This window comes from Ferrigenium straubiae, assembly GCF_051257895.1.
GTDB classification, from domain to species: Bacteria; Pseudomonadota; Gammaproteobacteria; order Burkholderiales; family Gallionellaceae; genus Gallionella; species Gallionella straubiae.
The window spans coordinates 1,603,253-1,624,019 of the sequence record NZ_CP194331.1; the positions used below are offsets into that span (position 1 = coordinate 1,603,253).

Here is a 20,767-nt window from a genome sequence, read left to right on the forward strand (position 1 = left end):
AGGCGAAATGAAGCATATCGTCTTGTTGTTAAGCTGTCTGGCATGGATGCCGGCGCAGGCCGGCGAGCTGTACCGCTGGGTGGACGCAAAGGGCAAGGTGCATTACGGCGATGCGCCTCCGCCGGACGCGGCGCAAATCGAAGAGAAAAAGTTTTCCCCGGCCGGGACTCCCGGCGCAGACCTGCCCTATGCGACGCGGCGCGCGCAGCAGGATTTCCCGGTCACCCTGTACGTCGCGGACAACTGCACGGAATACTGCGACCAGGCGCGCAGGCTGCTGAACGAGCGCGGCATCCCGTACACCGAGAAGAAACTGGTCACCCAGGAAGAACTCGACGCATTCAAGGCGCTCTCCGGCAGCGACAGCGCCCCCACCCTCGCGGTGGGCCGCACCTTCCTGAAAGGCTTCCTCGCCACGCAGTGGCACAGTGAGCTCGACATCGCCGGCTATCCGAAGACCGCGCCCTACCGCCCTGCCGGCGCCCCTCCTGCACCTGCCGCAGCGAGCGGGGTCGCGCCGGCCAGTCCCGCCGCACAGTAAAATCTCCCTAAACGGCTAATGCGTCAAAGCGGTGCAGCGCCGTCCTGTGGGATAATTCGCCCATGAATTCCTCCCTGCTTTCCGGCCTCAATCCCGAACAACGCCTCGCCGTCACCCTGCCGCACCAGTCCGCGCTGATCCTCGCAGGCGCGGGCAGCGGCAAGACGCGCGTGCTGACCACGCGCATCGCTTATCTCATCAGCACCGGGCAGGTTTCGCCGCACGGCATCCTCGCGGTGACCTTCACCAACAAGGCGGCAAAGGAGATGGTGACGCGCCTGTCGGCGATGCTGCCGATCAACACACGCGGCATGTGGATCGGCACCTTCCACGGCCTGTGCAACCGCATGCTGCGCGCGCATCACCGCGAGGCGAACCTGCCGCAGACCTTCCAGATTCTCGATTCCGGCGACCAGCTCTCCGCGATCAAGCGCGTGATGAAGGCGCTGAACGTGGACGACGAAAAGTACCCGCCGCGCGAGTTGCAGAACTTCATCAGCGGCAGCAAGGAACAGGGGCTGCGCGCCTCCGAAGTCGAGGCCTACGATCCCTACACGCGGCGCAAGGTGGAAATCTTTGCCGAGTACGATGCGCAGTGCCAGCGCGAGGGCGTGGTGGATTTTTCCGAGCTGCTGCTGCGCTGCTACGAGCTGCTGCAGCGCAACGCGCAACTGCGCGAGCATTACCAGCAGCGCTTCCGGCATATCCTGGTGGACGAGTTTCAGGATACCAACCCGCTGCAATACCGCTGGCTGAAGCTACTGGCCGGTGCCGGTGAATATCGGAGACCCTCTCCTCAATCCTCCCCCGCAAGCGGTGGAGGAAGCGAACGTGAAGAGCAATCTTCAATCTTCGCGGTGGGCGACGACGATCAGTCCATCTATGCGTTCCGCGGCGCAAACGTCGGCAACATGCAGGAGCTGCTGCGCGACTTCCATATCGAGAGCGTCATCAAGCTGGAACAGAACTACCGCTCGCATGCCAACATCCTCGATGCGGCGAACGCGCTGATCGAACACAACCGCAACCGCCTCGGCAAGAACCTGTGGACGGCGGAGAGCGGCGGCGAGAAGCTGCGCGTGTACGAGGCCGCGACCGATGTGGACGAGGCGGGGTTCATCGTCGACGAAATCCGCCAGCTGAAATCCGAGGGGATCAACCTCAAGGAGATCGCGCTGCTGTACCGCTCCAATGCGCAGTCGCGCGTGCTGGAGCACGCGCTGGTCTCCGCCGGACTGTCATACCGTGTGTACGGCGGGCTGCGCTTCTTCGAGCGGCAGGAGATCAAGCACGCGCTGGCCTACCTGCGTCTGATGGAGAACGGCGACGACGACAACGCGCTGCTGCGCATCGTCAACTTCCCGACGCGCGGCATCGGCGCGCGCAGCATCGAGCAGTTGCAGGAAGCGGCCAAGCAAAATAACACCACCTTGTTCGACGCCGCTGCAAGGGCGGGCGGCAAGGTCACGGCCTTCGTCGCGCTGATCGAGTCGCTGCGCAGCGCGACGCGCGAACTGCCGCTGCCCGAGATCATCGACCATGTGCTGCAGCACAGCGGCCTCATTGCGCACTACGAAAACGAGAAGGCTTCCACCGCGAAGAGGCGCGAGGCCGAGGAGCGGCTGGAGAACCTCAACGAACTGCTCAACGCCGCGACGCTGTTCGTGCACGAGAACGAGGACGACAGCTTGACAGCCTTCCTCACCCACGCCTCGCTGGAAGCGGGCGAGCACCAGGCGGGCGACCAGGATGATGCACTGCATCTGATGACGGTGCATGCCGCGAAGGGCCTGGAGTTCCACACCGTGTTCATCACCGGGCTGGAGGAGGGGCTGTTCCCGCACCAGAACAGCCAGAACGTGGACGGCGGGCTGGACGAGGAGCGCCGCCTGATGTACGTGGCGATCACGCGCGCGCGCCGCCGCCTCTACCTCACTTTCGCGCAGAGCCGCATGCTGCACGGCCAGGTGAATTACGGCATGGCGTCGAGCTTCCTGCGCGAGCTGCCCGAAGAGTTGTTGCACTGGCTGACGCCGCGGTTTGCGGCGCGCAAGAGCTTCGATTCGTACCTGCCTGCTACGGCTTCCACCCCTGCCCCATCCTTCGGCGGCGGCGCATCGCCCGCGCACAGTTCACCCTGGCGCATCGGCCAGCGCGTGTTCCACCAGAAGTTCGGCGAGGGAACCATCACCGGCGTCGAGGGCGGCGGCGCGGATGCGCGCGTGCAGGTCAACTTCAAGCACGCCGGCAGCAAGTGGCTGGCGCTGGAATACGCAAAGCTGACCGCTGTGGGTTAATCGGGCGGCGGGAAGCTCGCCGCCAGCTTGTCCGGCACTTCCCGCCTGAGGGCGAGCGGGATCAGCAGCCCGGCCATGCCGATGTCCAGCACGATCACCGCCGGCGCCATCAGCAAATCGAACCGGAACAGGCCGGAGACGAACAGGTTATGCGGCACCTGCGCCAAGGTGATTTCCGCCTCGGTGGCAGCCGGGTATTGCAAGGCTAGGAGCTTGCGTCGTCCGGCTTTGGGGTTTCTTCCGCGGCGGGAGCGCTTTCCACAGGAACGGGAAAGATGTCGCAGTAGCAGGCGTAGACGGAGGTGAACATGATGGGCATCAGCACCAGCCAGCCGAGCATCATCGGGATGCTCGCGAGGATAGCCAGCAGCAGGATTGCCATGCCGTACACCAGCATCGCGCCGATGTTGACGACGAAGGCGCGCAGGCTGAGTTTCATCGCTTCCGCCGGGGTGGCATTGTTGAAGTAAACCAGCATCGGCGCAAACTGCATGGCCATCAGCATCACGCTGAACAGCGTGATGCCGAACAGGATGGCGATGCTCGCGCCCGAGATGGCCTGCTTGATGATTTCCGGATTTTCCACGGGCTGGCCGCTCGCCAGGATGCTGACCAGCGCGGCGCCGCCGACCATCATCATCACGCCGAGAATCAGGTATTGCCCGACCAGCGCGACGCCACCCAGTGTGACGAGCTGCGAGGTGTGCTGGCGGAAGCCGCTGAACAGGTGCGCCAGCTCCAGCTCTTCGCCGTGCTCCAGCGCACGGCAGCCGACCATCAGGCCTGCCAGCACCACCGGCGCCAGCAGGCTGACGAGCGGCTCGCCCACCACCGGCACGGCGGACAATCCGACCGCCGCGATGAAGCAGATCATCAGCAGCACGATCCACAGTAGCGGAGCCTTCATGAACAGCACATAGCCCTGCTTGATCCATTGCCAACCCCGTCCTGCTGCGAGATGTTGCGGCTCCATATCGTTCTCCCTATAGCCAGACGGGCGATGTCGTTGCGGTGTGGTTTTTCAGGATGCGCTCAAAGTGGCGCGGGTCGTGCGCATTGACCAGCTCGCCACCGCGCGGCAGGTACAAATCGTAGAGACGCGACAGCCAGAAGCGCAAGGCGGCGGCGCGCAGCATCAGCGGCCAGGCGGCGCGCTCGCTGTCCAGCAGCGGACGTACCGCATGGTAGGCGCGCAAAAAATCCTGTGTACGGGCGGTGTCCAGCATGCCGCCGTCATTCATGCACCAGTCGTTCACGGTGATCGCCACATCGTACAGCAGCGCATCGCTGCACGCGAAATAGAAATCGATCAGCCCGCCGACGCGGTTTTCCTCCAGCAGCACGTTGTCGCGGAACAGGTCGGCGTGGATCACGCCCTGCGGCAGCGCCGCCCAGTTGTGTTGCGCATGCAGCGCGACCTCGCCGCCCAGCAGCGCGGCCAACTCCGCATCGAGGAACGGCTGCACCTGCGGCGCGGTCGCGGTGCGCCAAGCCGCACCGCGCGGGTTGGGCATGACCTGACTGAAGCTCTGCCCGGCGATGTGCATCTGGCCGAGCATCGCACCGATCGCGGCGCACTGCGCAGGATTGGGTGCCGTCGTGGACTTGCCGGTGAGGCGGCTGACAATGCAGGCAGGCTTGCCGTTGAGCGTACCGAGAAACTGGTTGCGCCGGTTCGCCACCGGGCTGGGACAGGGAATGCCGTGGCGCGCGAGGTGTGCCATGAGGTTCAGGTAGAACGGCAACTCGTCGGCGGTGAGCTTCTCGAACAGCGTGAGCACGAAGCGGCCGTTGCTCGTGGTCACGAAGTAGTTGGTGTTCTCGATGCCGGAGGCGATGGGCTGCAGTTCCAGCAGCTGGCCGATGGAATAGTCGCCCAGCCAGGCGGTCAGCTCCGCCTCCGAAACGCTGGTGAAAACGGCCATTGCCTAGAACTTATGGATGATCCAGCGCGGCACGCGCAGACCGGAATCCAGGCCCTCCTGCCGCGCAAATTTGCCATCGCCGCGATCGTCCACCAGGTAGTAGGGCACGCCGTGCTTGGGCGTGATCTTGATCATGTACAGCTTGCCGCCCGCGCGATATTCCTCGACGGTCTGCTCGGTTTGCTTGGTGATGGTCACTTCCGGCTCGCCTACGGGTGCGGCATCCGGCCCGGCCTCGAACGGCGGCGGCGGAGGCAGCGGTTCGAGGTTGTCGGGTACCGGTTTCTGGGCGTAGGCGCTCAGGGAGAAGCAGCCCAGCAGCAAAAAGGTCAGGTAACGCATGGCGGTAGCCTCGATGAATTGGAATGGGCGTATTTTAGCCGATGTGCACCGAATCAGGCAGCCGTTATCGTTCGCCATGCATCGAGTTTGCAGCCGTAGGGAATGGAGGCATTCGCCGGGCTGGTGGATGGCAGGCGCAGGTACTCGATGGAGACACCCTCGATGCCGGGCAGCACATGCCTGCGATAGCACTCCTCGGCCTTGGCGCCGTTGAAAAAGACACGGGTAATTTTGGAATGGCGGCGGAAGAACGCCGCGAGATCGTTCGGCGCGAGCGAGCCGTTGTCTATATCGGAGTCCAGGCTGCCCTTGCGGCGGCAGGAGTGGAGCACATCCCACAGCGCGATCCCGGCCGCCTTCAGCGCCTCGACCCTTTGTTCGTAAGGCAAAGCAGGATCGACGCCGAGCAGCTCACCCATGATGCGCCAGAACAGGTTCTGCGGATGCGCGTAGTACTGGCCCGCACGGAGCGAAGCCTCGCCGGGCATGCTGCCGAGAATGAGGATGCGCGCGTCCGCCCTTTCGATCGGCGGGAAACTCTGGATGTGCCGCATGAGTGGTAGGTCGGGTTTCAATCCGACAGCGACAATTACAAATAAAGCTGGCGCTCGCGCTCTGCCTCCGAAGGCTCGAAGCCGCGCGTCTCGTAGTGCTTGAAAATCGCGCTGACCACGGTCTCAGGGTCGTCGATCACCTGGACCAGGTTCAGGTCTTCCGGGCTGATGACCTTCTCCTCCAGCAGCGCGGTCCTGAACCATTCGATCAGGCCGCCCCAGAAGTGGCTGCCGACCAGGATGATCGGCATCTTGCGCGTCTTGCCGGTCTGCACCAGCGTCAGCGCTTCCATCAGTTCGTCGAGCGTACCGAAGCCGCCGGGCATCACCACGTAGGCGCTGGTAAATTTCACGAACATCACCTTGCGCGCGAAGAAGTGCTGGAAGGTCTGGCTGATATTCTGGTAGGCGTTGCTGTGCTGCTCGTGCGGCAACTGGATGTTGAGGCCGACGCTCGGCGATTTGCCGTAGTAAGCGCCCTTGTTCGCAGCCTCCATGATGCCCGGGCCGCCGCCGGAGATCACCGAAAACCCGGCGTCGGAGAGCAGCCGCGCGATCTCCTCGGTGAGCTTGTAATAGGGCTGGCTGGGCTTGGTGCGCGCACTGCCGAAGATGCTGACCGCGGGATGGATGCGGTTGAGGCGTTCGGTGGCGGAGACGAACTCTGACATAATGCCGAACACACGCCACGCCTCCTTGGAATTCCACAATTCCGGCAATGCGGAGACGGGCAGCTTGGACGGGATGTTCATGTAATGACCTTTTGCAGAAAATTGAAACGAATGAAATGAGTTCCGCTAAAACAAACGAAGCGAGCTTCGCTAAAACCTTGCTCCTCGTGGACGGCTCGTCCTTCCTGTACCGCGCGTTCCATGCGATGCCGGATTTGCGCAACCACGAGGGCTTTCCGACCGGCGCGATCTACGGCGTGCTCAACATGCTGCGCAAGTTACGCCATGATTTCCCGGCGGATTATAGCCTGTGCGTATTTGACGCAAAAGGCAAAACCTTCCGCAACGACCTTTACCCCGACTACAAGGCGCACCGCCCGCCGATGCCGGACGACCTCGCGCGCCAGATCGCGCCGCTGCACGAGGCAATCGCCGCCTCCGGTTGGAACCTGCTGATGCTGGAAGGCGTGGAGGCAGACGACGTGATAGGCACGCTCACCTCGCAGGCCGAACGGGACGGGGTGCGCTGCATCGTCGCAACCGGCGACAAGGACCTCGCGCAACTGGTCAATGAGCATGTGACGCTGGTCAATACCATGAGCAATGAGACGCTGGACGTGGCTGGCGTTTCCGCCAAGTTCGGCGTGGAACCTACGCGCATCGTGGACTACCTGACGCTCACCGGCGATCCGGTGGACAACGTGCCGGGCGTGGAGAAGGTCGGCCCCAAGACGGCGGCGAAATGGCTCGCTCAATACGGCACGCTGGATAATTTGATTGCGCACACCAGCGAGATCGGCGGCGTGGTCGGCGAGAATTTACGCCGCGCACTCGACTGGTTGCCGCAGGCGCGACGGCTGCTCACGGTGAAATGCGACGTGGCGCTACCGTATGCCTACAGCGAACTGGCCCCGCCTGCCCCAGATACGGAGCAACTGCGCAGCCTTTATGAACACTTCGATTTCAAGTCATGGCTGCGCGAACTATCACTCCCCTCCCCCGCAGGCGGGGGAGGGGCTGGGGGAGAGGGCAGTCGATTCAACACTGCAACTCCTCCTTCAGCCCTCTCCCCAACCCTCTCCCGCGAGCGGGAGAGGGAGCACGAAGCGGCTGTTGCCAATGAAGGCCACTACGAATGCATCCTCACCGAAGCGCAACTCGACGCCTGGCTCGAAAAGCTGCTTGCCGCCGAGCTGGTCTCGCTGGATACCGAGACCACCGGCCTCGACGTGATGGACGCGCAACTGGTCGGCATCTCGTTTTCCATCGAACCGCACCACGCCGCCTACCTGCCGCTCGCGCATCGCTACCCCGGCGCGCCGGACCAGCTCAGGCGCGACCACGCCCTGCAGAAACTCAAGCCCTGGCTGGGGAGCGCGCGGCACAGGAAGCTCGGGCAGAACCTCAAGTTCGACCTGCACATCTTCGCCAATCACGGCATCGCGCTCGCGGGCATCCACGACGACACGCTGCTGCAATCCTACGTGCTGGAGTCGCACCGGCCGCACGAACTGGGCAACCTCGCGCTACGCCACCTCGGCCTCGCCACGATCGGCTATGCCGACGTGGTCGGCAAGGGCGCGAAGCAGATCTGTTTCGACCAGGTCGATCTCGACACCGCCACGCGCTACGCCGCCGAGGATGCCGACATCACGCTGCAACTGCACCGGGCACTCGCACCGCAGATCGAGGCGCAGAGCGGGTTGCGGCATGTGTACCGGGACATCGAGCTGCCGACCATGCAGGTGCTCTACAAGATGGAACGCAACGGCGTGCTGCTCGACTGCAATCTGCTGAGAATCCAGAGCCGCGAACTGGGCGAGAAACTCATCGCGCTGGAGGCGAAGGCATTTGATGCCGCCGGGCAGCCGTTCAACCTCAATTCGCCGAAGCAGCTCCGGGAAATCCTGTTCGACAAGCTCGGCCTGCCGGCAAAGAAGAAGACGCCGAGCGGCGACCCGTCCACCGACGAAGAGGTCCTGCAGGAGCTCGCGCTCGACTATCCGCTGCCGAAAATCCTGCTCGACTATCGCGGCATGGCGAAACTCAAGTCCACCTACACCGACAAGCTGCCGCAGATGGTGGATCGCACCACCGGCCGCGTGCACACCAGCTACTCGCAGGCGGTCGCGGTCACCGGGCGGCTCGCCTCATCCGATCCCAACTTGCAAAACATCCCAATCCGTACCGCCGAGGGCCGGCGCATCCGCGAGGCGTTCGTGGCACCCACGGGCTCGCGCATCGTCTCCGCCGACTACTCGCAGATCGAGCTGCGCATCATGGCACACCTCTCCGGCGACGCAGGGCTGCTGCAGGCCTTCGCCAACAACGAGGACATCCACCGCGCCACCGCCGCCGAAATCTTCATGGTCACACCCAATGAGGTGGACAGCGAACAGCGCCGCTACGCCAAGGTCATCAACTTCGGCCTGATCTACGGCATGTCCGCCTTCGGCCTCGCCAAGCAGCTCGGCATCGAGCGCGGCGCAGCAACCGCCTACATCGACCGCTACTTCGCGCGCTATCCCGGCGTCGCCGATTACATGCAACGCACCCGCGAGCAGGCCAAACAGCAGGGCTACGTCGAGACCGTGTTCGGCCGCCGCCTGTGGCTGCCCGAGATCAACGCGAGCAACGGCATGAAGCGCCAGGCCGCCGAACGCGCCGCGATCAACGCGCCGATGCAGGGCACCGCGGCGGATTTGATCAAGCTCGCGATGATCGCCGTGCAGCACTGGCTGGAAACAGAAAAGCTAAAGACGCGCCTCATCATGCAGGTGCACGACGAACTGGTGCTCGAAGTGCCGGAGAGCGAGCTGCCGCACGTGAAGGAGAAACTGCGCGACCTGATGTGCCATGTCGCCGAACTCAATGTGCCGCTGGAGGTGGGGTTGGGCGTGGGCGGGAACTGGGATGAGGCGCACTAAGTTTGCGATGGAGCGCAGCGATACCCAACAATTGCAGCGATGGGTATCGTGCTGCTCAACATCCTACGGTTGCTTGATATTCATTTTGATTCACGGCACGATGCGCAGATGAAAATATTTTTTCGACAACTCCGTTAGAGGTTTCAATGGAATGCCCATACTGCGACTCTAACCACACGAGAGCATTTCGCATCGTGTATGAGGAAGGCTCATCAACGCATGGTGAGTATCAATCTGAACTCAGTTACCGTTGTCGCCCCCCTTGGCTAGACACCGAGATTAATAGGGCATATCTTTGGGCCATCGGCATAGTCTCTGCTATAGCCGCTGTTAAAGTTAGCCGCTTCGCAGGTACATGGTGGTGGGGTGTCGGCACCTTTGCCTTATTGTTTTTAGTGTTTATCACTATTTGGAAAATGACAGTTGAAAAAAGACGATTAAGGCAATATCACTCGCGTCGTGAAGCGTGGGAAAAGTCATGGGTCTGCATGAAGTGCGGAGAAGCCTTTTTCATTGAACAGCCGCACTCGCACTGTCTCTAGTATTTTCGGCAAATGGGTATGCACAGAAAATCACGCAGGTTGGTTACCTTCGCGTTAGGCTCCATCACAGTAAACTTCCGAGGTATCACCATGATCCAAAACTTCCGCACCATTTTGATCGCCTTTTTCGCCCTTTTCTTTATACCCATCGGTGCGGCGGTCGCCTCACCAACACTTGTTGGAACGTATGCGATCATGAACCACGGAAAGCTCGTTGAATTCATCCGCGTCGAAAAGAGTGGCCCCGGCTATGTGCTTTTTGAGAAGCAATCCGGAAAGTGGCGGCGACCCGTGGAGGTCAAGCCAGCTTCAGAGTCTCAGCTTGAGGCTATGCTCAAACATCCAGTTACAGTCCAATTTACGGGACTCACAAGCAAAAAAATTGGTATTTTTCAGGTTCCAAAGGGTTGGAAATCCGGCAAGTTTGTCTGCTCTACCGGCTATTGGTTGGCGACTGTTCTCGGCCCTGTTGAGCTACACAAGCAATAAATCTGCATAAGCTAGCTAACCCGCAAAGGGTAGCCCACGTAGGGCGCAATAACCAGCGGGCATTGCGCCGGGTGTAATTTTCATGCTGTGCAATGCGCTGCGCTTATTGCACCCTACATGCTGACACCCCGCGCATGCTACTCCCCCTGCTGCCGCTTCAACTCTCTGATCCGTTCCAGCAGCGCCTTGCGCTCTTTCTCCAGCTCCAGATAGTTCACCGAAAGGCTCTTCAGGTCGTCGGTGTAGCGCTGGATGCGCCGCTCGCGCTCCATCTGTGCGCGCACGACATCGTCGTAGTTCGGCGGGGGCGTGTTGATGTCCGTGCCGTAGGGGTGATGGCCCATGGGCGGCGCGCCTTCCTGCACTTCCATGCGGCGCAGCTCCAGGGTCATCTGGTAGCCCTGGTACATGGACTGCTGTTCCTGGCGCACGGCGCCCAGCTCGGCTTCGAACCGGCTCAGCTCGTCCTGCGTCCCGGCGCATGCGACGGCCGATGCGAACGACAACAGGAAGAAAAGGATGTGTTTCATGGTGGCTCCCAGGCACAAAGCTTGCGGGCGGTTCGATAGGGCGGATTGTGCAGGCATATCGGCCGTACCGCACTAAGCAATACTATGTATCGCCCGCCCCGGCGTGGCGTGCTACCGTTCCCCAAACATCCGCAGAACGGAGGCTGGAATGGCGAAAAAAACGTTTCCATTAGCCAATGTCTACAAGCTGCTCGAGCCGGGCCCGGTGGTGATGGTCGCGACCGCGCGCAAGGGGCGCGCCAACGTCATGAGCATGTCGTGGCTGACGATGATGGAGTTCACGCCGCCGCTTATCGGCGTCGTGATCAGCGGCAACAACTACAGCTTCGACGCGCTGGTGAAGACTAAGGAATGCGTGATCGGTATCCCGACCGCAGACCTGGCGCAGACGGTGGTGAAGGTCGGCAGCGTGACCGGAGCCAAAATCGACAAGTTCGCAAAATTCGGCCTGACGCCGCTGCCCGCCGCGAAGGTGCAGGCGCCGCTGATCGCCGAGTGCTACGCCAACCTCGAATGCCGGATATACGACAGCCGCTTGGTGAACAAATACAATTTTTTCGTACTCGAGGTGGTCAAGGCGTGGATCGACCCGGCGCGGAAAGACCCGCGCACGCTGCACCATCGCGGCCGCGGCCTGTTCGCCATCGACGGCGAGACGATCAAGCTGCCGTTCGACAAGCCATGAACCTCCGGGGCAGACAGATCATTGCCGGTATGCTGCTGGCGATCATGGGCACTGCGACCCTTGCCGCGGACATCCAGCCGGGGCTGTGGGAACTGGTCGTGGAAAGCCGGATTGCCGCCGCTCCCGGTTTCTCTCCCGAACCCGTCACGATGCAGCAGTGCCTGACGGAGCTGGACGCGCAAGACCCTTCCCGCATTCTCGGCGGCGTGTCGAATCCGGGTGCGACGAATTGCACGTATACCGAGAAGAGCAGCAGCGGCAACGTGTTCCGTTTCAGGATGGAGTGCGCCGGCTCGCTCGGCATCCAGGCCAGGGGCGAGATTGCTTACTCGGCCTCGGCCATGGACGGCCGCATCGTCACCGTGGCGGGCACGGCGGGGCAGCCGACCGAATTGCAGAGCCGGATCACGGCTCGCCGGCTGGGTGGCTGCTGACATGGTGAAAAAATCGGTTGTCTGCACCCTGCTGCTGGCTGCCAGCCTGAACGCTTTCGGCCTCGAACTGCCGCTGGACAAGATCAAGCTGCCGCCCGGTTTCAAAATCAGCCTGTATGCCGACAACGTGCCCGGCGCGCGCTCGATGGCGCTGGGGCCGGGCGGCACGCTGTTTGTCGGCACGCGCGGCACGAGGGTTTACGCGCTGCCCAACCGCAGGCACGGCAAGCACGCCGACGAGGTCATCGTTCTCGCCGACAAGCTCGATACGCCGAACGGCGTGGCGTTCCGCGACGGCGCGCTGTTTGTTGCGGAGGTGAACCGCATCCTGCGCTACGATAACATCGAGTCGCGCCTCTACACTCCGCCCCGGCCGGCGGTGGTCAACGACAGCTTCCCGGACGACACGCACCACGGCTGGAAATTCATCCGCTTCGGCCCCGACGGGATGCTCTACGTGCCGGTGGGCGCGCCGTGCAACATCTGCGAGCCCGACCCGGCGCGCTACGCCGCGATCTTCCGCATGAAGCCGGACGGCACGGCGCTGGAGCAGTATGCGCGCGGCGTGCGCAACACGGTGGGCTTCGACTGGGATCCCGATACCGGCGAGTTGTGGTTCACCGACAACGGGCGCGACTGGATGGGCAACAACGCGCCGCCGGACGAACTGAACCATGCGCCGCGTCCCGGCATGCACTTCGGCTATCCGTACTGCCACGGCAAGGCGGTCGCCGACAAGGACTTCGGCGGCAAGCGCGCCTGCGGCGAATTCACGCCCGCCGCGATGGAGTTGGGGCCGCATGTGGCCTCGCTGGGGATGCGCTTCTACACCGGCAGGATGTTCCCGGAAAGTTACCGCAAGCAGATCTTCATCGCCGAGCACGGCTCGTGGAACCGCATCCCGCCCCTAGGCTACCGCATCACGCTGGTGCGGCGGGAAAACGGCAAGGCGGCAAGCTACGAAGTGTTCGCGGAAGGCTGGCTCAGCGGGCTGGCGGCGTGGGGAAGGCCGGTAGACGTAGAGGTGATGCCCGACGGCGCGCTGCTCGTGTCGGACGACAAGGCAGGAGTGATCTACCGCATCAGCTACGGGGAATAGCCGGTCAGGAAGCCCGCAGCCGCACCATCTCCCCGTCGCGGTTGAAGGCGAGGTAGTTGCCGATGCTGCCGACCTGGATGGACTTGACCATCTCCTTCAGCGGCTCTTCCGCTTCGACGCTTTCCGTCACATCCGCGGATTTTGCGGACATGCAGGCTACGAACGCGATGTCCCAGTCTTTTTCCGTGTGACGGGATTCCTCGACTAGGGTCGCAAAATCTACCCGGTTACTTGCCAGCTTATCCACGACCATTACCGGCATCAGGGCGCCGCCTTTACGCGCCTTGAATTGCTCCTGCTGGTCCTGGGTGGATTCGCCCGGCAACTCGGCCTTGGCAAACACGAACAGCATGCGCTGCGGCGTAGGTTGCGTGTTCGCGGCATTCAGCAAATCTTCGTAACTCGATATGTTCACGGCGTATGGCCTTTCAATAAAATATTCGCGGATTATATTTCACTATCGCCGCATAACCCAGCGGCAAACGACCTTTGTTCCCTCGCGCGCTATGCCTCCACGATCTGCAGGCTCACATGCAGGGCCTTCCACTGCTTCACTTCCTCGTGCAGTGCGGTTTCGGTGAGGGGGTTCTGCACCAGCCAATCGGCGTCCAGCGAGAGGTGGAACTTGGTGCCGCTGAAGCGCCCGCGCAGGTCCGGCAACCCGATGTCGCTGCGGTTGCGGTAGAACAGCACGGCAAGGCGCAGGCTCATCGCCAGCACGCAGTCCTCGGTGTTTTTCAGCTGTCCCTGCAGCTTGTCCAGGTTGCCGCGCTGCGCCAGCGCCAGCAGGCTCAGGTGCGCCTGCTCCTTCTTCGAGAAGCCGGGCATGTCGGCGTTGGCGAGAATGTAGGCGGTATGCTTGTGGTAGCCGCTGTGCGCGACGCTGACGCCGATCTCGTGCAGCCTGGCCGTCCAGCCGAGCATCAGCAGCGCGGCATCATTGGCTTCATCGCCGAGGAATTGCCGCGCAAACAGCTGCGCCAGTTGCGCCACGCGCTCGGCCTGCCTCGCATCGATGCGGTAGCGCTGCATGAACTGCCGCACCGTGACCTCGCGCATGTCGTTGTCGTGAAAGCGCCCCAGCAGGTCGTACAGCACGCCTTCGCGTAGCGCGCCGAGCGCGGGCTGCATCTGTTCGATTTCCAGCTCGCAGAAGGCGGCATACATGATGGCGAAGCCGCCCCCCAGGACGGGTATGCGATCCGGGCGCAGGCCCTGCAGGTCGAGCTTCTGCACGTCGCCGGCCTTGATGAGATCGGCGCGCAGTTTTTCCAGGCCGCCCCGCGTGATGCCGCTCTTGCTGTAGCCGTTCAGCTCCAGGATTTCGCTGATGGCCTTGGCCGTGCCCGATGAACCGAGCGCCTCTTGCCACTGCCCCCTGAAATCCGCCGCGATGGTCTGCAATTCGTTGCGCGCGGCAAGCTCGGCCTTCTTGAGGTTCTGCTTGGTGATCTTTCCACCGGGAAAAAAGCGCAGGCTGTAGCTGACGCAGCCCATGTACATGCTTTCCAGCTTGAGTGGGGTGAGGCCGTTGCCGACGATGAATTCGGTGGAGCCGCCGCCGATGTCGATCACCAGCCGGTTGCCTTCCGACTGCGGCAGCTCGTGCGCCACGCCGAGGTAGATCAGGCGCGCTTCCTCGTGCCCGGCGATGACCTCGATCGGGAAGCCCAGCACATGCTCGGCCTGCGGGATGAAATCGGCGGCGTTCCTCGCCACACGCAGCGAGTTGGTGCCCACCGCGCGCACCGCCTCGCGCGGCAGGTCGCGCAGGCGTTCAGCGAATCGTCCCAGGGTAGTTAGCGCGCGCTGCTGCGCCTCGGCATCGAGGTATTTGTCGGCGGTGAGTCCGGCGGCGAGACGCACCGGTTCGCGCAACTCGTCGAGCATGTAGAGCTGGTCGCCCTCGACGCGTGCGACTTGCAGGCGGAAGCTGTTGGAGCCTAAGTCAACGGCGGCGAGAATGGGCTGGTGCTGCACTCTACTCCTGGACTTCGCGGTCGATCTCGTCCAGGGTCACGTGGCGCACGTCGCGCCCCTTGACCATGTAGATGACGTACTCCGACATGTTCTTGGCGTGGTCGCCGATACGCTCGATCGCCTTGGCGACGAACAGGATTTCCAGCGAGGTGGAGATGGTGCGCGGGTCTTCCATCATGAAGGTGATGAGGTAGCGCATGATGGCGCGGAACTCCTCGTCCACCTGCTCGTCGAGGCGCACCACCTGCGCGGCCATCGCCACGTCGAGGCGCGCAAAGGCGTCGAGCGACTTGCGCAGCATGTCCAGCGCCAGCTCGGCGGCATGCTTGATCTCGTGGTAGCGCGGCAGGTTGGGCGTGTTTTTCTGCGACAGCAGCTTGGCCATGCGTGCGATCTTCTCGGCCTCGTCGCCGATGCGCTCCAGGTCGGTGATGGTCTTGACCACGGCCATCACGAGGCGCAGGTCGCCCGCCGTCGGCTGGCGGCGCGCAATCACCTGGCTGCACGCCTCGTCGATCTTCACCTCCATCGCGTTGACGCGGTGGTCATCATCGATCACGCGCGCCATCAACGCAACGTTACTCTCCAGCAGCGATTCCACCGCGCTCTTGATCTGGCTTTCCACCAGGCCGCCCATCTGCAGCACGTTGGCGCGGATGGCCTCGAGCTCTGCATCGAACTGGCGGGAAATATGGTAACCATGGCCCATGCTGTCATTCCTCGAAATAATTGACTGTGCAGTGTACGCGGCGAATGTGAAGGATAGATGACAGTCGCATCGCTCCCCCAGCCTAGATACTTATGCCGTTACCGTCTTCACGCCTTCCGCGGTGCCGAGCAGCAGCACGTCGGCGGCGCGGCGCGCGAACAAACCGTTGGTGACCACGCCCGCGATGTGGTCCAGCGTCGATTCCAGCTCCACCGGGTTCATGATCTGCAGCCCGTGAACGTCGAGAATGACGTTGCCGTTGTCGGTGGTGAAGCCCTCGCGCAGTTTCGGCTGGCCGCCCAGCTTCACGAGCTGGCGCGCCACGGAGCTGCGCGCCATCGGGATCACCTCGACGGGCAGCGGGAACTTGCCCAGCACGTCCACCAGCTTGCTCGCGTCGCACACGCAGATAAATTTTTTACTGGCCGCCGCGACGATCTTCTCGCGCGTCAGCGCCCCGCCGCCGCCCTTGATCATGTGCAGGTGCCGGGTGATTTCGTCCGCACCGTCCACGTACACCGGCAGATCGCCCGCGTCGTTCAGCGACAGCACCTCGATGCCGTGCCCCTTGAGGCGCTGTGCCGAGGCTTCCGAACTGGCAACCGCGCCGCGTATCCTGTGTTTGATCTTCGCCAGCTCGTCGATGAAAAAATTGGCGGTGGAACCGGTGCCTACGCCGACGATGCTGTCGACCGGCACATACTCGATGGCGGCCTGCGCGACCGCGCGTTTCAAATCATCCTGGGTCATCATGCCGAATACTCTCTTTACTATCGTTGTGTTCGTGATTATTGCAGGAATCGGGCGCTTTGGGGAAACCGCGCGGCGCCGGTGGTAATATGCCGGAAAACAAAAGGGAGGAATGACAATGCAGCCACGCACGGTTTCCACCACGCCCTACACCGACCAGAAGCCCGGCACCTCAGGCCTGCGCAAGCGCGTGCAAGCCTTCCGCCAGCCGCACTACCTGGAGAACTTCGTCCAGTCCGTTTTCGACACCGTCGCCGCACCGCCGGGTGCCACGCTCGTGCTCGGCGGCGACGGGCGTTACTACAACCGCGAGGCGATCCAGGTCATCCTGAAAATGGCTGCGGCCAACGGCTTCGGCCGCGTGCTGCTCGGCCGAAGCGGCATCCTTTCCACGCCCGCAGCCTCGTGCGTGATCCGCAAATACCGGACCCATGGCGGCATCATCCTGTCCGCAAGCCACAATCCCGGCGGGCCGGACGGCGATTTCGGCATCAAGTACAACACCGCCAACGGCGGCCCCGCGCCGGAGAAGATCACCGAGGCGATCTTCTCCGCGAGCAGGAAAATTGCGCAATACCGCATCGCCGATGTACCCGATGTCGCGCTGGATGCGCTGGGCGACAGCCGGCTCGGCAGCATGACCGTGTCGGTGATCGATCCGGTTCGTGATTACGCCGACCTGATGGAATCGCTGTTCGACTTCACCGCGATCCGTACGTTATTGAAGAGCGGATTCCGCATCCGCTTCGATGCGATGCATGCCGTCACCGGGCCTTATGCGCGCGAAATTTTCGTCAACCGGCTCGGCGCGCCGCCGGATAGCGTGATGAATGCCGAGCCCTTGGAAGACTTCGGTGGCGGCCACCCCGACCCGAACCTCACCTACGCGCACGAACTGGTGGAGGCGTTGTACGCCGATGAGGCGCCGGATTTCGGCGCGGCCTCGGACGGCGACGGCGACCGCAACATGATTCTCGGCAGGCGTTTCTTCGTCACCCCCTCCGACAGCCTCGCGATCCTCGCCGCCAACGCGCATCTCACGCCGGGCTACCGGAAAGGGCTGGTCGGCATCGCGCGCTCGATGCCGACCAGCGCGGCGGCGGACCGCGTGGCCGAAGCGCTCGACATTCCCTGCTACGAAACGCCGACCGGCTGGAAGTTTTTCGGCAACCTGATGGATGCGGGTAAGGTGACGCTGTGCGGCGAAGAGAGCTTCGGTACCGGCTCGGATCACATCCGCGAGAAGGACGGGCTGTGGGCGGTGCTGTTCTGGCTGAACATTCTCGCCGCGCGCAGACAATCCGTGGAAACTGTCGTACGCGAGCACTGGGCGCGCTTCGGGCGCAACTTCTATTCGCGCCACGACTACGAGGGCATCCCCGTCGATGCAGCCAACGGCGTGATGCAGCTGCTGCACAGCCGTCTCGGGGAATGGCAGGGAGCGCAGCTCGGCCGCCACAAGGTGCTGTTCTGCGACGACTTCAGCTACACCGACCCGGTGGACGGCAGCGTCAGCCTCGGCCAGGGGGTGCGCATCGTCTTCACCGACGGCTCGCGCATCGTGTTCCGCCTGTCCGGCACCGGCACCGAGGGCGCGACGCTGCGCCTCTACCTGGAGGCCTATGAGCCGGATGCGGGCAGGCACCGCCTCGACGCGCAAGAGGCGCTCGCAGAACTGATCGGCATCGCGCTGCAGATTTCCGGGCTGCGCGAACGCACCGGACGCGAACACCCTACCGTCATCACCTGAACGGATATAATCTCACCCTGATCATCGAAGGAGGAAACCATGGCAAACAAAAAAATCATCCAGACCCCCGATGCACCCGCCGCGATCGGTACTTACTCGCAAGCCGTGCGTGTCGACCACACCGTCTACCTGGCCGGCCAGATCGGCCTCGATCCGGCCACCATGCAGATGGTCGAAGGGATCGACGCGCAGATCCACCGCGTGTTCCAGAATATGCGCGCGGTTGCGACCGCGGCAGGCGGCAGCATGGACGACGTGGTGAAGATCAACATCTTCCTCACCGACCTCGGCAACTTCGCGAGGGTGAACGAGATCATGGCGACCTATTTTCACCAGCCCTATCCGGCGCGCGCCGCCGTGGGCGTCTCCTCGCTGCCGCGCGGTGCCTCGATCGAGGCGGACGGGGTGATGTATTTGCAAGACTAGCGTGACCCGCCGGGCAACCCTCTCGCCTGCCCCTCCCCCGCAAACGGGAGAGGGTGGAGCATAGCGGAGGAAGAGGACGCATTGGTTTCGCCGACAAAAATTTCACCCGCCACGCTGGCCAAACTCGCCAGGCTCGGCATCCATCACCGCACCGATCTGTTACTGCACCTGCCGCTGCGTTACGAGGACGAGACCCATCTCGCGCCGATTGCCGCGGTGCAGCCCGGCATGACTGTACAGGTACAGGGTGCCGTCGCGCACAGCGAGGTGGTTTTCCGTCCGCGCCGCACCCTGGTTTGCCGTCTGCAGGATAACGGCGGCGAACTGTATTTGCGCTTTCTCAACTTCTATCCCAGCCAGCAGAAACAATTGGCTGTTGGCAAGCAGATCCGCGCCGTCGGCGAGGTGCGCATGGGTTACTACGGGCCGGAGATGGTGCACCCCAAGTGCCGCGCGGTGAATGACGAAACGCCGCTGCAGCAGAGCCTCACGCCGGTCTACCCGACCACCGCCGGGCTGTCGCAGGCCATATTGCGCAAGCTGATCGGCAACGCACTGGAGACGCTGCCGCTGGACGACACCCTGCCGGATGCGCTGCTGCAAAAAATGAAGCTGGCCTCCTTCGCCGACAGCGTCAGACTGCTGCACAACCCGCCGCCGGATATTTCGGCGGCCAGCCTGGAACAGCGCAGCCATGCGGCATGGCGGCGCATCAAGTTCGACGAACTGCTCGCGCAGCAGCTGTCGATGCGCGTGCACCACCGCGAGCGCGGCAAGCGCATCGCGCCGGCACTCGCATCGAAACAGCACCTCACCGCGCAGTTGCTGAATAACCTGCCCTTCGCGCTGACCGCTGCACAGCAGAAGGTGCATGCCGAGATCGGCCGCGACCTCGCGCAGCCGCACCCGATGCAGCGCCTGCTGCTCGGCGATGTCGGCAGCGGCAAGACCATCGTCGCGGCGCTCGCCGCCTTGCAGGCCATCGAGAACGGCTGGCAGGCCGCGTTCATGGCGCCGACCGAGATCCTCGCCGAGCAGCATTACTTCAAACTGCGCGACTGGCTGGAGCCGCTCGGCATCAGCCCGGTGTGGCTGTCCGGCAGCCTGAAGAAAAAGGACAAGGCTGCGGCGGCGGAACGCATCGCCGGCGGCGACACGGCGCTCGCCATCGGCACGCATGCGCTGTTTCAGGAGCAGGTCGAGTTCCGTAAACTCGGCCTTGCGATCGTGGACGAACAGCACAAATTTGGCGTGCAGCAGCGCCTCGCGCTGCGCAACAAGGGCAACGAGCCGCACCAGCTCATGATGAGCGCCACCCCCATTCCGCGCACCCTGGCGATGAGCTACTACGCCGACCTCGACGTGTCGGTGATCGACGAGCTGCCGCCGGGGCGCACCCCGGTAATCACCAAGCTCGTCAGCGACGAACGCCGCGACGAGGTGTTCGAGCGCGTGCGCGCCGCCTGTCTTGAAGGAAAACAGGCCTACTGGGTGTGCCCGCTGATCGACGAATCGGAAGCTTTACAGCTGCAAACCGCAATCGAGACGTATGAAACCCTGCGCACCACTTTTCCGGAGCTCAATGTGGGACTGGTACACGGCAGGCTGGACAATGCCGAAAAGGCGCGCGCGATGGCGGCGTTCAAGGCGGGTGAGCTGCAGTTGCTGGTCGCCACCACCGTGATCGAGGTCGGCGTGGACGTGCCGAACGCCAGCCTGATGGTGATCGACCATGCCGAGCGCATGGGGCTGGCGCAACTGCACCAGCTGCGCGGCCGCGTGGGGCGCGGCGCGGAACACAGCCTGTGCATCCTGCTGTACCAGCAGCCGCTTTCCGAGCTGGCGCGGGCGCGCCTGAAAATCATTTTTGAGAGCAACGACGGCTTCACCATCGCCCAACAGGATTTACAATTGCGCGGCCCGGGCGAATTGCTCGGCGCAAGACAGAGCGGCGTGGCGATGCTGCGCTTCGCCGACATCAATGCGGATGAAGAATTACTGAATGAGGCGCGGCAGGCCGCCGACGGCTTGCTGCGCGATTTTCCCGATGCTGCACGGAGGCACTTGCAGCGCTGGATGGCAAACAAACATGACTACCTTCACGCCTAGCAAATTT

21 protein-coding genes are annotated in these 20,767 nt (G+C 63.0%); 10 read left to right on the forward strand and 11 right to left on the reverse strand.

Going from position 1 to position 20,767, the window contains the following annotated elements; translation table 11 throughout:
* Positions 1-7: 7 nt before the first annotated feature.
* Both ACRRNM_RS07680 and ACRRNM_RS07685 read left to right on the forward strand, forming a co-directional pair.
* Complete coding sequence (locus ACRRNM_RS07680) at positions 8-541, forward strand: DUF4124 domain-containing protein (protein WP_435627643.1); 534 nt, start codon at positions 8-10, stop codon at positions 539-541.
* Positions 542-603: 62 nt separating this feature from the next.
* On the forward strand, positions 604-2,838 hold the full coding sequence (locus tag ACRRNM_RS07685) for a UvrD-helicase domain-containing protein (RefSeq protein ID WP_435627644.1): 2,235 nt from the start codon (positions 604-606) through the stop codon (positions 2,836-2,838).
* Here the strand turns inward: ACRRNM_RS07685 and ACRRNM_RS07690 are convergent.
* Genes ACRRNM_RS07690 through ACRRNM_RS07715 form a run of 6 tightly spaced genes read right to left on the reverse strand, consistent with a single transcriptional unit; the run spans position 2,835 to position 6,411 of the window.
* Positions 2,835-3,041 (reverse strand): hypothetical protein, encoded by a 207-nt coding sequence (locus tag ACRRNM_RS07690; protein ID WP_435627645.1) that lies wholly within the window; start codon positions 3,039-3,041, stop codon positions 2,835-2,837. The genes ACRRNM_RS07685 and ACRRNM_RS07690 overlap by 4 nt on opposite strands.
* A gap of 2 nt (positions 3,042-3,043) precedes the next feature.
* Complete coding sequence (locus tag ACRRNM_RS07695) at positions 3,044-3,811, reverse strand: BPSS1780 family membrane protein (protein ID WP_435627646.1); 768 nt, start codon at positions 3,809-3,811, stop codon at positions 3,044-3,046.
* Positions 3,812-3,821: 10 nt separating this feature from the next.
* Entirely contained in the window at positions 3,822-4,763 is a 942-nt protein-coding gene (locus tag ACRRNM_RS07700) for a homoserine kinase (protein ID WP_435627647.1), read from the reverse strand.
* Between the two features lie 3 nt (positions 4,764-4,766).
* Positions 4,767-5,105 carry a DUF2782 domain-containing protein gene (locus ACRRNM_RS07705; RefSeq protein ID WP_435627648.1) on the reverse strand — a complete coding sequence of 113 codons (339 nt, stop codon included), beginning with the start codon at positions 5,103-5,105 and terminating at the stop codon, positions 4,767-4,769.
* A 53-nt stretch (positions 5,106-5,158) separates the two neighbouring features.
* Positions 5,159-5,659 carry a DNA-deoxyinosine glycosylase gene (locus tag ACRRNM_RS07710; RefSeq protein WP_435627649.1) on the reverse strand — a complete coding sequence of 167 codons (501 nt, stop codon included), beginning with the start codon at positions 5,657-5,659 and terminating at the stop codon, positions 5,159-5,161.
* Positions 5,660-5,694: 35 nt separating this feature from the next.
* Positions 5,695-6,411 carry a TIGR00730 family Rossman fold protein gene (locus tag ACRRNM_RS07715; RefSeq protein WP_435627650.1) on the reverse strand — a complete coding sequence of 239 codons (717 nt, stop codon included), beginning with the start codon at positions 6,409-6,411 and terminating at the stop codon, positions 5,695-5,697.
* 35 nt (positions 6,412-6,446) lie between these two features.
* Between ACRRNM_RS07715 and polA the strand changes: the two genes are divergently transcribed.
* Together polA and ACRRNM_RS07725 are read left to right on the forward strand one after the other, a co-directional pair.
* Positions 6,447-9,257, forward strand: coding sequence for a DNA polymerase I (gene polA / locus ACRRNM_RS07720; RefSeq protein WP_435627651.1), 2,811 nt, complete (start codon positions 6,447-6,449; stop codon positions 9,255-9,257).
* Between the two features lie 632 nt (positions 9,258-9,889).
* The gene (locus tag ACRRNM_RS07725; RefSeq protein ID WP_435627652.1) at positions 9,890-10,288 is read left to right on the forward strand and encodes a hypothetical protein; all 399 of its coding nucleotides are present in this window, start codon (positions 9,890-9,892) and stop codon (positions 10,286-10,288) included.
* 137 nt (positions 10,289-10,425) lie between these two features.
* Here ACRRNM_RS07725 and ACRRNM_RS07730 read toward each other — a convergent pair whose 3' ends face one another.
* Positions 10,426-10,818 carry a hypothetical protein gene (locus tag ACRRNM_RS07730; protein ID WP_435627653.1) on the reverse strand — a complete coding sequence of 131 codons (393 nt, stop codon included), beginning with the start codon at positions 10,816-10,818 and terminating at the stop codon, positions 10,426-10,428.
* Positions 10,819-10,966: 148 nt separating this feature from the next.
* On the opposite strand from ACRRNM_RS07730, the gene ACRRNM_RS07735 reads away from it, so the two are divergent.
* The 3 genes from ACRRNM_RS07735 to ACRRNM_RS07745 are packed head-to-tail and all read left to right on the forward strand — an operon-like array spanning position 10,967 to position 13,036.
* Complete coding sequence (locus ACRRNM_RS07735; RefSeq protein ID WP_435627654.1) at positions 10,967-11,503, forward strand: flavin reductase family protein; 537 nt, start codon at positions 10,967-10,969, stop codon at positions 11,501-11,503.
* Positions 11,500-11,937, forward strand: coding sequence for a DUF3617 domain-containing protein (locus ACRRNM_RS07740; protein ID WP_435627655.1), 438 nt, complete (start codon positions 11,500-11,502; stop codon positions 11,935-11,937). Before ACRRNM_RS07735 ends, ACRRNM_RS07740 begins: the two co-directional genes overlap by 4 nt.
* Before the next feature lies 1 nt (position 11,938).
* Positions 11,939-13,036, forward strand: a complete 1,098-nt coding sequence (locus tag ACRRNM_RS07745; protein WP_435627656.1) for a PQQ-dependent sugar dehydrogenase — start codon at positions 11,939-11,941, stop codon at positions 13,034-13,036.
* 4 nt (positions 13,037-13,040) lie between these two features.
* Here ACRRNM_RS07745 and ACRRNM_RS07750 read toward each other — a convergent pair whose 3' ends face one another.
* From ACRRNM_RS07750 to rpiA, 4 genes are all read right to left on the reverse strand, one after another.
* Positions 13,041-13,451: a ribonucleotide reductase subunit alpha gene (locus ACRRNM_RS07750; protein ID WP_435627657.1), complete on the reverse strand. Its 411-nt coding sequence runs from the start codon at positions 13,449-13,451 to the stop codon at positions 13,041-13,043.
* 89 nt (positions 13,452-13,540) lie between these two features.
* Positions 13,541-15,016, reverse strand: coding sequence for an exopolyphosphatase (ppx, locus tag ACRRNM_RS07755; RefSeq protein ID WP_435627658.1), 1,476 nt, complete (start codon positions 15,014-15,016; stop codon positions 13,541-13,543).
* A 1-nt stretch (position 15,017) separates the two neighbouring features.
* Complete coding sequence (gene phoU, locus ACRRNM_RS07760) at positions 15,018-15,725, reverse strand: phosphate signaling complex protein PhoU (RefSeq protein WP_435627659.1); 708 nt, start codon at positions 15,723-15,725, stop codon at positions 15,018-15,020.
* A 90-nt stretch (positions 15,726-15,815) separates the two neighbouring features.
* On the reverse strand, positions 15,816-16,475 hold the full coding sequence (rpiA, locus tag ACRRNM_RS07765; protein WP_435628655.1) for a ribose-5-phosphate isomerase RpiA: 660 nt from the start codon (positions 16,473-16,475) through the stop codon (positions 15,816-15,818).
* 118 nt (positions 16,476-16,593) lie between these two features.
* Between rpiA and ACRRNM_RS07770 the strand changes: the two genes are divergently transcribed.
* The 3 genes from ACRRNM_RS07770 (at position 16,594) to recG (ending at position 20,760) form a co-directional block, all read left to right on the forward strand.
* Entirely contained in the window at positions 16,594-18,225 is a 1,632-nt protein-coding gene (locus ACRRNM_RS07770) for an alpha-D-glucose phosphate-specific phosphoglucomutase (RefSeq protein WP_435627660.1), read from the forward strand.
* Positions 18,226-18,264: 39 nt separating this feature from the next.
* Entirely contained in the window at positions 18,265-18,651 is a 387-nt protein-coding gene (locus ACRRNM_RS07775; protein ID WP_435627661.1) for a RidA family protein, read from the forward strand.
* Between the two features lie 81 nt (positions 18,652-18,732).
* Complete coding sequence (gene recG, locus ACRRNM_RS07780) at positions 18,733-20,760, forward strand: ATP-dependent DNA helicase RecG (protein ID WP_435627662.1); 2,028 nt, start codon at positions 18,733-18,735, stop codon at positions 20,758-20,760.
* Positions 20,761-20,767: the final 7 nt, after the last annotated feature.